This is a genomic window from Streptomyces naganishii JCM 4654, from assembly GCF_014650575.1.
GTDB classification, from domain to species: domain Bacteria; phylum Actinomycetota; class Actinomycetes; order Streptomycetales; family Streptomycetaceae; genus Streptomyces; species Streptomyces naganishii.
The window spans coordinates 117,853-132,426 of record NZ_BMVF01000011.1 but is presented as its reverse complement, the minus strand read 5'-3'; the positions used below and the strand labels follow the sequence as shown (position 1 = coordinate 132,426).

Annotated in this window: 9 protein-coding genes; 4 read left to right on the top strand and 5 right to left on the bottom strand. The window is 68.4% G+C overall.

The annotated features are described in order from the left end of the window. Positions 1-417 carry a hypothetical protein gene (locus tag IE217_RS21175; protein WP_190179582.1) on the top strand — a complete coding sequence of 139 codons (417 nt, stop codon included), beginning with the start codon at positions 1-3 and terminating at the stop codon, positions 415-417. Between the two features lie 175 nt (positions 418-592). Here the strand turns inward: IE217_RS21175 and IE217_RS21170 are convergent, their stop codons facing one another. Both IE217_RS21170 and IE217_RS21165 read right to left on the bottom strand, forming a co-directional pair. Next, complete coding sequence (locus tag IE217_RS21170; RefSeq protein ID WP_190179470.1) at positions 593-796, bottom strand: DUF397 domain-containing protein; 204 nt, start codon at positions 794-796, stop codon at positions 593-595. Continuing rightward, complete coding sequence (locus IE217_RS21165) at positions 793-1,626, bottom strand: helix-turn-helix domain-containing protein (RefSeq protein ID WP_190179469.1); 834 nt, start codon at positions 1,624-1,626, stop codon at positions 793-795. Before IE217_RS21165 ends, IE217_RS21170 begins: the two co-directional genes overlap by 4 nt. Positions 1,627-1,787: 161 nt before the next feature. Between IE217_RS21165 and IE217_RS21160 the strand changes: the two genes are divergently transcribed. Continuing rightward, positions 1,788-2,339 carry an ATP-binding protein gene (locus tag IE217_RS21160; protein WP_229865471.1) on the top strand — a complete coding sequence of 184 codons (552 nt, stop codon included), beginning with the start codon at positions 1,788-1,790 and terminating at the stop codon, positions 2,337-2,339. Here IE217_RS21160 and pglX read toward each other — a convergent pair. From pglX to IE217_RS21145, 3 genes are all read right to left on the bottom strand, one after another. Further along, entirely contained in the window at positions 2,329-5,952 is a 3,624-nt protein-coding gene (pglX, locus tag IE217_RS21155; protein ID WP_190179468.1) for a BREX-2 system adenine-specific DNA-methyltransferase PglX, read from the bottom strand. The two genes, IE217_RS21160 and pglX, sit on opposite strands and share 11 nt — an antisense overlap. Beyond that, the gene (gene pglW, locus IE217_RS21150) at positions 5,949-10,625 is read right to left on the bottom strand and encodes a BREX system serine/threonine kinase PglW (protein WP_190179467.1); all 4,677 of its coding nucleotides are present in this window, start codon (positions 10,623-10,625) and stop codon (positions 5,949-5,951) included. Before pglW ends, pglX begins: the two co-directional genes overlap by 4 nt. A 219-nt stretch (positions 10,626-10,844) precedes the next feature. Continuing rightward, positions 10,845-12,731 carry a DUF2075 domain-containing protein gene (locus tag IE217_RS21145; RefSeq protein WP_190179466.1) on the bottom strand — a complete coding sequence of 629 codons (1,887 nt, stop codon included), beginning with the start codon at positions 12,729-12,731 and terminating at the stop codon, positions 10,845-10,847. A gap of 310 nt (positions 12,732-13,041) precedes the next feature. Here IE217_RS21145 and IE217_RS21140 point away from each other — a divergent pair, with 310 nt between their 5' ends. Together IE217_RS21140 and IE217_RS21135 are read left to right on the top strand one after the other, a co-directional pair. Beyond that, a complete protein-coding gene (locus tag IE217_RS21140; RefSeq protein WP_190179465.1) occupies positions 13,042-13,449 on the top strand; it encodes a peptidase inhibitor family I36 protein in 408 nt (135 codons plus the stop codon). Positions 13,450-13,564: 115 nt separating this feature from the next. Continuing rightward, positions 13,565-14,500 carry a hypothetical protein gene (locus tag IE217_RS21135; RefSeq protein WP_190179464.1) on the top strand — a complete coding sequence of 312 codons (936 nt, stop codon included), beginning with the start codon at positions 13,565-13,567 and terminating at the stop codon, positions 14,498-14,500. The last annotated feature ends 74 nt before the right edge of the window (positions 14,501-14,574 follow it).

Below are 14,574 nucleotides of genomic sequence, written 5' to 3'. Positions count from 1 at the left end.
GTGACCGACGGGCGCACCTCTCGGTGGGACGAGAACGCTGGCGCGCCCGAGGCGTCGGCGTTCATGCACGTGACGGCGCCCAAGGGTGCGACCGAGGTCAAGGGAGCTGTGCAGATCAATCCCCAGGAGGACATCTACCTCCTCTCGTTCATCACCAGCGAGAAGAACGCCGAAGGCGTGGCGGCGGACCTTCGTCCCGAGGAACCGCTGAAGGTGAAGAAGGCCGACTTCGCCCCGGATGGCGAGCTGTTCCGGCACCTTGGGCTGGCCGAGCCGCAAACGCTGAAGGGAGCCCGCTCGGCCGGTGTCTGCCCCCCGTGCGTGAAGGACGATCGCCGCAAGAAGGTGCAGTGGATCGACATCTACGTCCAGGCGCTCAAGGACGATCGGGCCAGGGTCTATCTGAAGGCGTTCTGACCTCAGTCCCAGCCGAGCCACGACACCGTGCCCGAGGCGCACGTTGACGGCCGCACCGCACTGGCCTGCGCGGGCATCCGGCGAGCAGGGCACCTGGGCTACTGAAGGTGGTGCGCGAGCCGACGTGCGCGGGGCCCTCGGCAAGCGGTGCGCTTGCCGAGGTCCCCGCGTCTGTTCAGAGTGCCGCGAAGGCGACGAACTCGGTCCAGGTCGTGGGGTCCACCGCCAACGGGGCGCGGGTGGTGTCCTTCGAGTCGCGGACGTGGACTCTGGCGGGGGTGGCGGCGACCTCTACGCATTCGCCGCCCGAGCCTGTGCTGTAACTGCTCTTGATCCAGGCCGTCTCAGGTGCCGACGTTATGAGCTGTTGGACGTTCATCTCTCTCCAAGCAACTTCTCGATGAGGGCCAGCGACTCGCGCGGAGTGAGCGCCTGTGCCCGAAGGATGCCGTACTGCTCCTCGATCTCGCGTACCTGCCTCCGCTCCGTATAGAGACGGCTGTCCTTGTACGCCTCCACGTAGGCGATCCTCTGCCCTTCATGCGTCTCGATCAAGGTGAAGGGACCTTCCAGCCCAGCATGCTCGTCCCGCTCGATCGGCATCACCTGGATCTCCACGTTACGTCGGTGCCCGCACAACAGGATCTGCTCCAACTGGCCCTGCATCACGTCCCGCCCACCGAGCGGTCGACGCAGAACGAACTCCTCGATGACAAAGCTGATGGTTGGCATCGAGGACTGGGAGAAGACCTCCTGGCGTGCCAGGCGGGCCGCGACCCGCTGGTTGATGGTCTCCTCGTCCAGCAGCGGACGCCACATGGAGAACACCGCTCGCGCGTAATCTTCCGTCTGCAACAGCCCTGGTACTGCCTTCGTCGCGTACACATGCAGGGCCGCCGCCTTGGCCTCCAACCTGGCCGCGTCCCGAAAGAACGCCGGATACTGAGCCCGAGCCACCTCCTCCTTGCTCGCGCTCAACACCCCGCCCGCGCCCAGCACTTCATCCGCCTGGTCGATGAACTTGGGCTGCGGAATACGTCTCGCCTGCTCGAACGACGCGATCGTCGAGGCCGAGTACCCGGTCAGCGACCCGAGCCTCGCGCGGTCCAGGCCCGCCCGCTCCCGGAACAGCTTCAACTGCCGCCCGAACACGCACAGCATGCCCGTCCCGGCCTCGTACTCCTCCGGCTGCTGAACCTCGTCGTCCACGCCACAGCTCCTCTCGTTCAGCCGCCCAGTCAGCCAACTCGGGGCCCGGGAACCGGTCACGCCCAACACCAGGTACAAGCGCACCGACCGCGTGTACAGCCCGCCCCCGTCAGCACATCACTCCTGGTCAACGCTACGCAGAGTCCGTGATCGTTGACCCTATGAAGTCAGAAACTCCCCCGAATGGGCATGCGCCGCAGCGTCCCGCACCCGAACGCGAGTTCGCCATGCGCTTCACCTCGACGCCGCGCGGCGCCCGCCTCGCCCGCCGACTCGTCTCGCACCGCCTGAACGACTGGGGCCACCCCTACACGACCCCGATCAACGAGACACTCACCCTCATCACGGCCGAACTCAGCGCCAACGCCGTACGCCACGGTCACGTCCCCGGACGGGACATCCACGTCCAACTCACCCTGACCGAGGGCACCTTCCGCATCGAGGTGACCGACACCCGTGCCGAGAAACAGCCCTCGCCCACTCCCGCGTCCCCGGACCCCTTGTCCGAGTCCGGCCGCGGCCTCCACCTCGTCGCCGTCCTTGCGGACGATTGGGGCGTCACCCCTCGCCCGGCCGCCCCCGGCAAGACCGTATGGGCGCAGTTGCGCGTACCGACCGGCGGCCACGCACACGCCCACCCGGGGGCCTCTGATCCGGCAGACTCGGCGTCGGTGCAGGGGCACAACGCCAAGTCAATTCCGGCTACTTCTTGACTGCTGCGCGACGGCCTCGGGTTGCAGCCGGGGGACGCCAGTTGCGGAGGTCGTCGTCGGTGAGTCCGTGCTCGCCCTGCTTCTGCTGGCGGTAACCGGCGAAGAAGTCCGCCGGGGAGCCGCTGTAGAGCATGTCGAACTCGTTGTGCCACTGGTACAGCCACGGCTGCAATTCCAGCAGGCCGGCGAGGAACGGCGTGATCTCTTCGGTGGTCAGCGCGGTGTTGGTGAAGTACGTCGCCAGCGCCTGCGCCTGCTCGCGGTGGTCCCAGCCGGCCCAGCCGTACAGCTCGGGGGTGGCGGCGTTGGTCTGCCCGTAGGAGATGAACCGCTCCTTGGGCACGTCCAGCTTGCCGCGCGCCCTCCAGTAGGACGGGCGCAGGAAGTCGGCCGAGGTGTACTTCGGCGGCACGGGGATGGAGTCCCGGATCTTCCGCTTGGCGGGCTCGTCAGGAGCAGCATCCTCCTTGCGCTGGAGCTCCCACACCTCTTCCCAGTCGGCGCGCTTCTTCATGCCGGACGGCTTGTAGCGCAGGGCGGAGAGGAACGGCACGTGCTCGTCGGTGATCAGCTCGGCGACAACCTTGAGCAGATCCTTGCGGGGCGCGTAGAGCTTGGCCATGGAGACGAAGTCCTCGTCACGCGAGAGCGCGTCGGTAAGGCGGGCCAGGGTAAGAATGGTGGGCTGGCCGTTTTCGTCGAACCACCAGTCGCGGTTTTCCATACGGTCGAGCAGCCAGGAACGCAAGGCCTTCTCCTGGAGGGCGTCCCAGCCTTCAGTGGCCCAGCGGCGCTTGTACTCGGGTCGCTCGACCATGCCGATGGCCCTGTTCGACTCGATGGCGTCGATCCGCTTCTGGACAATCTCCCGGTAAGCGGCGGGCCAGTGGGCAGGGATTTCAGTGATAGGTGTGGAGCTATGCCGCTTGAACCACTCGTCGCTGGCCTCACCTGCGGCAACACGGCGGGCAAGGACGATCTCAAAGGCGCGCTCCCCTAGGGCGAGCTCGGGAACACTGAGGTCGTTCGGATCCTCGGAGACGCGGAGGTCTTCGGGGTGGAGGTCGTAGAGGGAGTAGACCTGCCAGTCCAGCTCCTCTTGCATGGAAATCATGCGAGCGCGGGTCGACTCCCAGGTCTCGCGGGCTTCGCGGAGAACACCGGCAGAAAGATCGCCCCTACAGCTTACAGCTACAGGACTCATAGCAGCAAGCTCCTTAGCAAGGCTATCTAGCCTGGTAGCGAGCTCTAGCGGGAATTTCACTGGAAGCGGCAATTTCGCCACATTCGTGCCCGTAAACTCATAGCGGTCAGACCAGGGATGAGCGCTAACACGGGCCCCTTCACCCCCGACGGGGTCACCACCCTTAGGGTAACTCACTTGCTTGAGCCAGAAAGTAGCGGTGGAACTATTAAGCACCCCCAGATAGTCAAGGTGTTGCACTTCGGTAGCATTCGCAGGCAATTTGATGACTGGAGCAGTCTGCTTAAAGAGAGATTGTCCACGGTCAAGAAAGAACTGACCATGCGAAGAGTCACGCGCAAAGGAGATGAGCCACTTGTGAGTGCCCTCGTCTTTTGGAAGCTGATGCCACTCCCACCAAGGCCGCCCAGCGGTGTAGTAGCTTACCCCGGAGAAGGTTGCACGCTCTCCCAGTTCGGTTCGGTAAGGCCAGAGCGCCGACGATGCCGCCACCACGGAAGGCAGGCTGATCAGTGCCCTACTCTCCGAGTACGGGTAGAAGGCGCGGTTCTGACTTTTAGCATTCCAGTCTCGCACCTCCTCCCCAGAAATGACGGGCTTCAAGAAATTCGCCATTTCGGTCGGCCACGCCCGTTGCGCGCGAATCATAACTTCGTCCGCAGCCGTCATACCTACATACCCAAGCCTCTTCGCGTGATCCCCTAGGCTTGAGAATGAATTCTGACCGATTGTCTCGTTTAGCTCAAGACCACCGTCGGCCAAAATCCATGGCTGTCGAGCAAAGTAACGCTGACGATCGAGATCATCGACCGAGATCCATGGCGTCACAGCGCCTGGCCTGTCTACGTGACTGACAATCGCAGACCAAACCAAGCCATTTTCCGGGCTCTTCGGCGCTTGGGGTTCGCCCTGTACGCTGCGTACAGTACGTACCGTCTCGGACCGTCCAACTCCACTACGTCGCTTGCCGACTAGAATAACCGTTGGCGTACCATGACCAGGAATGTAAGCGCCTGACGTGTCAATAACCTCCATGAGCTCAACTCGATCGCGGAAAAATTCTTCGACAAGCTTCTTGCCGAACTCGCGCTTCATGAAAGAGTTCGCCGTGATTTGCCCAACAAAACCATACCCATGCCCATGGGCATCGCCATGCTTGGCCAGCTCGAAGAAACGTTGCGCAAACGGGACCGAGAGAGCGTATGTACCTGCACATGCGTCGTACAACTCTCTATACAGCGCATTCAACTTCTTGTCGCTAACCGTGATGTAGGGAGGGTTACCCACTACCACGTGATAGCGGCCTTGTTGAAGAATTCCCGGATGATCCTGCAAATCTTCCGTGGCGTAGGCGAACGAGGCCAGCGGGTCACCCATTTCGACCTCATCCCCGCCAAGCGTCAACTCCAACTGTCGGGCCTTAATCAGGGAATCGCCTGACGCCAAGTGAATCGGCCACTCGTAATTTGCGGCTTCCGTCAGTGTCCACACGCTGCTCGCCGCCATCGCTGCCACCAGCAGCCGGAAACGTGCAATAGCCACCGCGAACGGGTTGATGTCCACCCCATGCACCGAGTCCAGCGCAGCCCGCACCCGCTCATGCACGTCCTTGCCCGGCTGCCCCTCCGCCCATAGCCGGACCAGTCGCCGGAACGCCCCCAGCACGAAGTGCCCCGACCCGCACGTCGGGTCGATCATCTTCAAGCCCTGGTACCCGAACTCTCGCACCGCCGGGTTCATCGTCCGGTCGAGGATGAACTCCTCCACGAACTCCGGCGTCTGCAGCAGCGCGTACGTCTTCCGCGCGGCCTCGCTCAGGTCCTGGTACAGGTCACCCAGGAACCGCGTGTCCCAGCCCTCCGTGCCGTCCTCGTTCAGCGGGTCGGTGAAGTCGTGGACGAGGACGCCCGCCTCGTCGCGCTGGCGCCAGAACTCGACCAGTTCGCGCGCACCGTCGTGCGACAGCGGGATCTGGTACAGCGGGTTGTGCCGCTTGTCGAAGAGCAGGCGGCCGGCCTGGCCCTGGCCCAGCTCGTCGAACGCCTTCTCCAGCCAGCCGCGGTAGGTCGGGTTGTCGTCCGACTCCACGTACGCGTCGTACCGCGACTCCGCCAGCTCGCGCCGGTCCCCGTCCGGTCCCGTCAGGTACGGCTCGGGGATCAGCCGGTTGTCCTCGCAGAACCGCACGAAGACCGTGCCCAGCACCCACGCCACCGCGACCTGCGTGACCCGTTCGTCCAGCCACGAGGTCCACGTCGCCGCCGTGCGCCCCAGCTTGCGCGCCTGGTCGTACTCGGCACGCAACCGCGCCCCGACCTCACCGAGCGCCTTCACCTGCTTGCCCAGGTCGGCCTCGACCGCCCTGACCTGCTGCTTCAGGTCGTCCAACAGAGCCTTGCGGTCGATCACTTCGCGTCTCCCTCGACACCGCTTGCCACAACCTCGCCGGACCCTCGGTGGGCGTTGCCCACCCACGTGTCCGGAAGCTGGATCCACTCCCCCAGGCCGACCTGGTACGGCACGGCCACCTGCCCGAGCCTCGGCTCGCGCGAGGGGTCGTTCTGCGGGACCAGGAGCCACAGCCCCCGCCCGCCCCGCCGGGCCGCCGACGCCAGCCGGTCCAGGACGCCCATCGCGTCGTACCGGGCGAACACCCCGGCCTCCGTCAGCAGCACCGGACCCGCACCGCCGCCACCGCCGTTGCCCAGCAGCTCCACGATCCGGGGCTCGACCGAGCCCCACGCCGTCCGCGCGTACTCAGCGAACCGCACCGCGCCCTTCGAACCCGGCTCGGCGGCGTCCGCCTTGAGCAGGGTCTCCCAGGTCGGCTTGGTGCCCGGAGTGACCTGCCCGTGCAAAGCTTCCAGAAACAGCTCGGTCACCGACAGGGCCTGGGCGCCCAGCCGTTCGGCCCCCAGTTCCCGCACCGCGTCCCGCACGAGCTGCTGCCGTACGGTCAGCACCCGGTACCCGTCCCGGCGGGCCGAGGCGAGCAGCCGTTCCTCCGCGCGCACCGCGCCCGCGAGCTGCGGGTCGTCCGCGTACCGCGTCACCGTGCCCGTACGCGTCGACTGCCGCCACGCACCCGTCGTGAGGTAACTGGAGGCGTCCTCCACACGCGTCGGCAGGTAGCGCAGCGTGCCCGTGTCCTCGCGCATGCTGAGCGACAACTCGAAGCCCGCGTCGCGCAGCGCCTTGGTGAGCGGGCCGCCGGTGGGCAGTTCGTGGGAGGCGCCACCTCGCCCGTCCACCACGACCAGCTCGGGGAAGCGGGCGCGGACCCGTTCGTGCACGTCCTCCCCGGTCAGACCGGGCTGTCTGCCCTCCGGAACGCCCGGAATCCAGCGGACGAGTCCCGCCTGGGTGAGGCGCAGCGCCCGGACGAGCGGCAGGTCGCGCGGGTAGATCTCCAGGCGCGGAGTGGCGGCGGCGTTCACCGACGCGGCGGCGGCCAGTTCCACCATGCGCCGCTCGTCCCAGTCGACGGCGCCGGGCGGGACCGTCAGCGCGCCCAGTTCGGCCAGGACGGTCGCGGCCGTCGGCAGGGTGTCCAGCCGGGCGAGCCGGTCGGCCGTCTTGCCGAGGCGGGTCGCGTAGTCGAGCAGGCCGGGGGCGGTGGGGGTGTCCGGGGCGTCGTTCTCGCGGACGTCGAGGGCGAGCAGGCCGGCGCCCAGCGACTCGTCGGTCGCCTTGCGGTTCGGCTGGTGCTGGAACTCGGCCTCCTGCGGCACCAGTTGCTCGACCTCGACGACGGCCCGTACGGCCGCCAGGGCCATCGCGCGCCGCTGCTCGCGCCCGGCGAGGTGCGTGCCGCGGCGGACGGCGAGGGCGTCGGCGATCTCCACGGCGGACGCGACGCGCCCCATGCTCTCCAGCAGGTCGATGATCTCGTCCCGCAGGGCTTGGACGGCGGGCTCCGCCTTCCAGCGCTTGCGCTCGTCCTTGAGCATCTGCGGGATCCGGCCGTGGCTGAGGCCGAGCGCGTCGGCGACGTCCTTCTGCTTCGGCCAGACGCCGATGCCAGGCAGGACGCCGTGCTCGTCGGGCAGGCGCAGCAACAGCCGCACCATCTCCGCCTTGTTGCGGTTGGAGCCGTTGTTGTTCACGGCCGGCACGAAGACGGTGGCGAGGGTGTCGAGGCTGACCGAGCGCAGCGTGCGGGCGGACAGCGCGCCCGCCGACTCGCCCGTCGCGAGCTTGCCGACGAGGGCGGACTCGGCGGCGGTGAGCTGCTCCAGCTCCTCCTTCGCCTCCGCCCGGCCCTTCGGCGTGAGCGGCGAGACGGGGATCTCGCGCAGCCGCTCGCCCCATTCCCGCTGGCGCTGCTGGACCTCGTTGCGGGTCTTGGCGCCGAGGCCGGGGGCGTTGACGAGTTTGCGGCGGCTGTAGTCGAGGAGTTCGCCGACCGTCGTGATGCCCAGGCCGTAGAGGAAGGACTGGGCGGCGGGCGTGAGGCCGGAGACGGTGAGCGGGGTGTCGCGGGTGACCTCGGCGGCGAGGCGGTCGCGCTGCTGCTCGGCGGTCTCGGGCTCGGCGTCCGCGATCCCCGCGGCGGCGCCCTCGGCGGGTGCGGTCCCGGCTGCGGGAGCCGCGGGGCGGGTGCGATGGCTGGAGGGGACGGTCTGCGAGGCGTCGAGGAAGACCTTGCGCCAGGCGTCCCGCATGGGCTTGAGCTCGGGGAACCGCTTGCCCGCGTCGCGGTGCAGGGCCTTCTGGAAGAAGGCGACGAGCCCGTCCCGCACGGCCGGGTCGAAGGCCTCGGCCGCGATGGTCGGGTACGGCCACTCCTTGGGGTCGGTCATGCGGGGCAGGACGCTGCCGTCACCCCACTTGGGCAGCTCGCCGGAGGCCATCTGGTGCAGGGTGACGGCGACGGCGTACCGCTCGGCGTGCGAGTCGTAGGAGCCGCGCGTGATGACGTCGACGAAGGGGTCGAGGTATCCCTCGGTGCCCGCGTCGGTGTTCCTGGCCGGGTAGCCGGCCAGCGAGAAGTCGATGAGGACCAGCTCGCGCGTGCGGTTGGGGCGGATGCGGACGGCGATGTTGTCGGGCTTGATGTCGCGATGCCAGACGCCCTCGCCCTCGAGGAAGTCGACCGCGCCGAAGAGGTAGTCGCCGTACGCCTCGAGCTGGTCGACCTGGAGGCGGCCGTGCTCACGGAGCTGACGGGCGACGGTCTCCTCACGGCGGCGCGGTCGGGCCGTGCCGTCGGCGTTCTGGCCGCCGTCGTCACGCTCGTCGCCGACGTACTCCAGCACCAGGACGGTGCGTCCGCCGATGTGCAGCGGCTCGGACTCGACGAGGCGGATGATGCCGGAGTGGGGGCGCAGGCGGCGCATGGCCTCGGCCTCGCGGACGAGGATCTCGCCGCGGTTGTCGGAGAGGGCGACCTTCAGCACGGCCAGCGGGCGCGTCCTGCGGGCTTCCGCCTCCAGGTCGCGGACGAGGAAGGCGCGGCTGGTGGAGCCGGTGCCGAGGCGGCGGCGGACCTCCCACCGGCCGGCGAGCACGTCGCCGGCGACGGCCTCCAGCGGATCCTTGTCTGCGACCGCCCCGGTCTCCCCCTCGGCCTGCCCGTCGAGGGCCGCGGCGGGGGCGGTGAGGGAGTCCTCGACGACCTCCAGCAGCTCCAGAAACTCGTCCACGCTGGATAGACGCTGGCCGGGCCGGTAGGCGGTTGCGGCCTGCACCAGCTCGTCCACGTCCTCGGACAGTCCGTCCACCAGGGAGCTGGGGCGCAGGCCCTCTCCCGCTTCGAGGCGGGCCAGCAGTTCGGCCTGGCTGGCGGCCGGGGCCTTGCCGGTGACCAGCAGGTAGGTGAGGACGCCCAGCCCGTAGACGTCGAGGTAGACCGGGTCGGGGTGGAGGGCGGTGAGTTCCGGCGCGAGGTAGGCGTCGGCGTCGTCGGACAGGTGCATGGCGGACAGGGCGGTCGGCGCGAACCGGGTCATGCCCTGGCCCTGCGAGGAGTCGCCGCTGCGCTGGGTGGCGATCTGCCAGTCGGAGATCTGCAGGTGCGGGCTGAGCCAGGCGGCTTCCTCCCCGACGGCCTGCCCCTTCCGGCCGCGCGGCCGGGGGACGACGTGGACGGAGCGGGCGGCGAGCGCGCGGTGGTGGATGCGGCTGGCGTGCGCGGAGCGCATCGTCTCGGCAAGCTGGCGCACCAGTGCCATCCGGCCGAGGATGTCCAGCTTCTCGCCGTACTGGACCAGGTACTCGTCCAGCTTCAGGGTGTCCGGGTGGTAGTCGAAGATCAGCGCGGGGCCTGCGGCGTGCCCGGAGGGGAAGTACTGCTTGAGCTCGACGACGCCCGGGTGCTTGAACCGGCCCAGCACCGCGGCCTCGCGCCGGGCGGCGTTCTCGACGGACTGGCGCAGGGAGGCGTCGGAGCCGCGCTCGCTGAGGTAGATCCGCACGCGCGCGGCCTCGGGCAGGTCGCTGTGGCGGGCGAGGTAGTCCGCCCAGGTGGGCCCGGAGTCGAAGGACTTCCGCTCCAGCTCGTAGGGGCCAACCTTGTACTGGGCGTCGCTCTTGCGGATGCCGATGTTCTTCAGGGCCGCCGCGACCTCGCGCGAGCTGATCGCGGTGATGCGGCGGCGCTCGTCGCGCGGGGGCTGCTTGAGCATCTCGACCAGCTCGTCGACGGTGTACACGCCGTTCTGGTCGTGGGCGGGCAGCCGTACGCGGAGGCTGTTGTCGGTGAAGCAGACGGCCTCGGCGACCCAGACCCGCTTGGCGCCGGTCTGGGCGAGCAGGCCGGCCAGCTCCTTGGCCTTGCGGTTGACCAGGTGCAGCGGGTTGCCGTGGGTGCGGCGGTAGCCGCCGGGGGTGGTCTGGACCCAGGTGCCGTTCTCGGAGGTGACCGAGCCGTGCCAGTCCTTGAGCTCGATCATGCAGAGGCCGCCGGGGGCGACGACCAGCAGGTCGACCTCGCGGACGTGACCGGTGTTCGCCGTGAAGGTGAAGTTGGACCAGGCACGCCAGGGGTCGGAGTCCGGCAGCTTCTCCCGGATCGCCTCCAGGCCGCGGCGTTCGTGCTCGAACTCGGACTCGGTGACCGTGACCCACCGGCCTTCCCGCATGCCTGTCCCCACTCGTTCGTTCCCTCGAGGCCCGCCGTTCCCCAGATCCGGACCTGCCAGAGATCCTAATGGTTGCCTGCTACATGGGAAGACTTCGTGAAGGAGGGGACTATAGGACGTTCAAGCCGCGACAGGCGCATCGCCTCCTCTCTGTCCGAAGCCCCGCACAGCCGACCCGCCTGGGCTTCGGACAACATCTGAGCGGCGAGGGCCGCGTCATCAAACGGGCGCGGCCTCCAATGCCACCCCGCCCGCGAGTTCCCGCAGCTTCTTCCGCGTCTCCGGGTCCGTCGAGTACACGATCGTGCCGATCATGCCGCGGGTCAGCAGCACCTTGTAGGTGTTGCGGATGAGGCGGTCGACGTCGGCGTCGGGGGTCGACTTCCTGAAGACCGGGTCCTTGGACTGTGTGCGGTCGGTGATCCACCGGTCGCCGCGCCAGACCAGGTCGGGGCCGATGATCACGCCGGACCAGTCGTACTCGAAGCCCTGGGCGGTGTAGACGCAGCCGACCTGGCCGAAGCCGGCCGGGTCGGTGGCCCAGAGGGCGGACGGCGGGGCGCCTGAGACGGAGCGGTCGCCCCGCAGGTTCCAGGGGCGGGCCCAGCCGCCGATGACCACGTCGGCCGGAAGCGGGGCACCGGGCTTCGGTTCCGGGGACCAGGGCCAGCAGTAGCCCGCGGACATGCGTGCCCCGTAGCCCTGGGAGCGGCGGGCGTCGAGGAACGCCTCCATCTCCTCGGGGCTGCCGGCGACCAGCAACTGCATGCGGTCGTCGGGCTCCCAGACCACCGGGCCACCGGGCTGCAAGCCGAGGAGGCGCACCACCCAGCGCAGGTAGGCGTCGCTGCCGCCGCAGCGGAACTGACTCTCCAGCGGCACGACATGGCATGCCAGGCCCTTGGCCGCCGCGGCCGCCTTGATGTCCTCCACGGTGCCCATCTCTCCCGGGCGCACCACCTGGTGTTCGTCGAGGAGGAAGACGGGGACCCGCGCCACGTCGATGAGTTCGTCGATCTGCCGCTTGCCGGTGCGGTGCGCGGCCGGCGTGTACCGGTTGGCGGAGGTTTCGCGGATGCGGTGGGCCTCGTCGCAGATCAGGACGTCGAGGGTGTTCCTCTCGGTCGTCATGAAGCTGTTGAAGTACTTGAAGAGGTCCTGCACTTCGCGCTTGCGGGTACCGGCGACCTTGCGCATCGTCTTGGTGAACGACTGGGAGCCGGTGGCGTGCAGGGCGGGTACGCCCTGCCGGTACAGCTCGCCGAGGAGGGACAGGGCGATGACGCTCTTGCCGGTGCCCGGACCGCCGGTGACGACCACGACCTCCTTGTGGTCGGACTGCTTGGCCTTGCGCACGGCGTTGAGCACCATGCGGTACGCCACCTGCTGCTCGTCCAGGAGCACGAACTGCTCCCGCTCCCGAACCTCCTGGGCCGCCACCGACATCAGCTGCTTCGACGGAACCGTCCTGCCCGCCTGGAGCTCGTCGGCCGCGCGGGCGCCGGGCACCTTGTCGCTCAGCAGGGCACGAAGGTGATCGAGGAACTCGCCGCGCCGTTCACCCGTGAACAACTGGCCCCGCTCGTCGAGTTCGATCGCACGCAGACCGCCGACGCCGAACTCGGTGGCGTTGTGCAGGTAGGCCACGCCGTGCACCCGGTCCGGGTGCACGGCCACCGCGCCGTTGAAGTTGACGAGGTACTCGCAGTAGCGGCGCACCTGCTCGACCGGGTTCAGCACCGGATGCGGGTAGGCGTCGATCCGGCACAGTGCCGGATCGTCCTCGTCCGGTTCCGCCTGGCTCCACTGCTTCAGCTCGACGACCACGTACGACGGCTCGCCGGTGACGGGGTGCACTCCGGCCAGGACCGCGTCCGCCCGCTTGCTGTTGAGCGGGAGTGCGTACTCCAGCATCACCTCGACCTCGCTGAGACCCGCGTCGTTGAGGGCGGCGGCCAGCGCCGGGATGCTCCGCTCCCAGGAGCGGACCTCGGCGGGGCCCGGCCGGTAGCCGTGCATGTGGACGAACTGCTCGGTGAGATGGAGGTAGAGCGAACTGTCGAACGCCCTCGCGGCGATGGTGTTCGCGGACTCGCGGAACAGCAAGGACTTCCCCCAGGCAGCACGAAATGACTCGTGCGGGTGGGGGCATGTCCTTCGAGACTCCACCGCGGTGGAGCGGAAGCCCGTCGGGCCGCAATGACTACGAGATGAAGACTACCTGGAGGTACTGACACACCCTGGCGACGGCCACCGCGCGATGGCTGCACCCGCGGTGGTACAACCCCGCCGCCTGCCACCAAGGTTTACCCTCCGGTCCAACCCGTGCGGGACGCACGCCTTGTGTTCTCTCTGTCAGAGTCTGCAGCGCATTCAGTTCCGTGTGATTCGATCTGAGAAAACAGGGGGCAAATAAATGAATCTGGTGAAGAAGGCCGCTCTCGCCACCGGTGCCGCCGTGCTCGGAATGGGTACGCTGCTCGTTCCGTCCGCGATGGCCGCGGGTTCGCCGGCCGGGGTTTCCGAGGGGCGGGTTCACATTCAGTCCGGCACGTTCCACCTGTACGAGAAGAACAACTTCAAGGGCGGCTGGGCCGGGCTGACCCGGACGGACAAGGATCTGCGGAACAACTACTTCGACAACGGCAAGCGGGTCGACAACCAGACCAGTTCGGTGAAGAACTACACCAACAGGTACGTCGACCTCTGGCAGAACGTCGGCTGCACCGGGGCCCACACCACGTCCTACCCGGGCACCAAGGACGGCAAGCTCAGCAACGACGCGATCAAGGACAACCGGCTGAGCTGCGTCAAGTTCCGCTGATCGGCGGGTTCCGGGCGCGCGGCCCTCGTCCCGTGTGCCCGGAACCGGGAGCCGGACCGGCCGTACGCCGAACGTACGACGCACGTACGCCGCACGACACGTCGAGGTGAACACGATGCATTCCTCCCGGTACGTGCGCCACCTTGGCATGTGCCTGGCAGCAGCGATCCTTGCCGGCGGTCTCGCCGGGTGCTCCGCCGACGTGGTGCGGCCCGCGCATCCCGCGCCCCGCACCCAGCCGAGCGTCACCCCCTCCCCCAGCGGCCCCGCCCCCACCGCCCGGGTCCGCGCCCTGCTGCTCCCCTACGACCGGTACGAGCTGACCCCCGGCGACCTCGCCACCGTGCAGACCGCGGAGGACGTGGTCATGGTGTCCTGCATGCGCGCGCGGGGCCGGTCCTGGACGCCGCTGCCCGCCGCCACCGACGCCGATCCGCCGAACCGGACGCGGTACGGGGTGATCGAGGCGGACGTCGCGGCCCGGTACGGGTACCACCAGCCGCCCTCCCCGCCCGGCGTGGCCGCGCGCGCCGCCGCCGAGGGCGCCCGCAACGCCCGCCTCACCCAGGCCGACGCCGACGCCGCGTTCGGAAAGGCGGGGGCCGCGGAATCCGTGGGCGGGTGCTGGAAGACGGCCCACGAATCGCTGCGCAAAGACGTGCCCGGATCCAGGCACAACCTCCTCGACGAGCTCACCACTTCCTCCTTCGACGCCTCGCTGAGGAATTCCGGTGTGCGGCAGGCCTTGTCCCGGTGGAGCGCGTGCATGAAGAAGTCCGGGTATTCCTATGCCTCCCCGCTGGATGCCGCCGCCGATGAGAAATGGCAGAAGACCGACCGGCCCGGCCGGCTGGAGGCTTCCGTCGCCGTCGCGGACGTGCGATGCAAGGAGGAAACGCGTCTCGTCCGGCAATGGAGTTCGGCCGAGCGGGACTGGCAGCGGGAATTCATTCGCCAGCGGGCCGGTGGGTTCCGCGCACTCGCCCTCGCCAAGGACACCTGGCTGCGGGCGGCCCGGGCGGCTCTGCGGAACGACCCGCAAGGTCACTGACGTACCCGGCGGGAAGGGGCACGTACCCGACAAGAAAGGGAACATATCCGACAATAAGGGGCACCTGTCCGGCG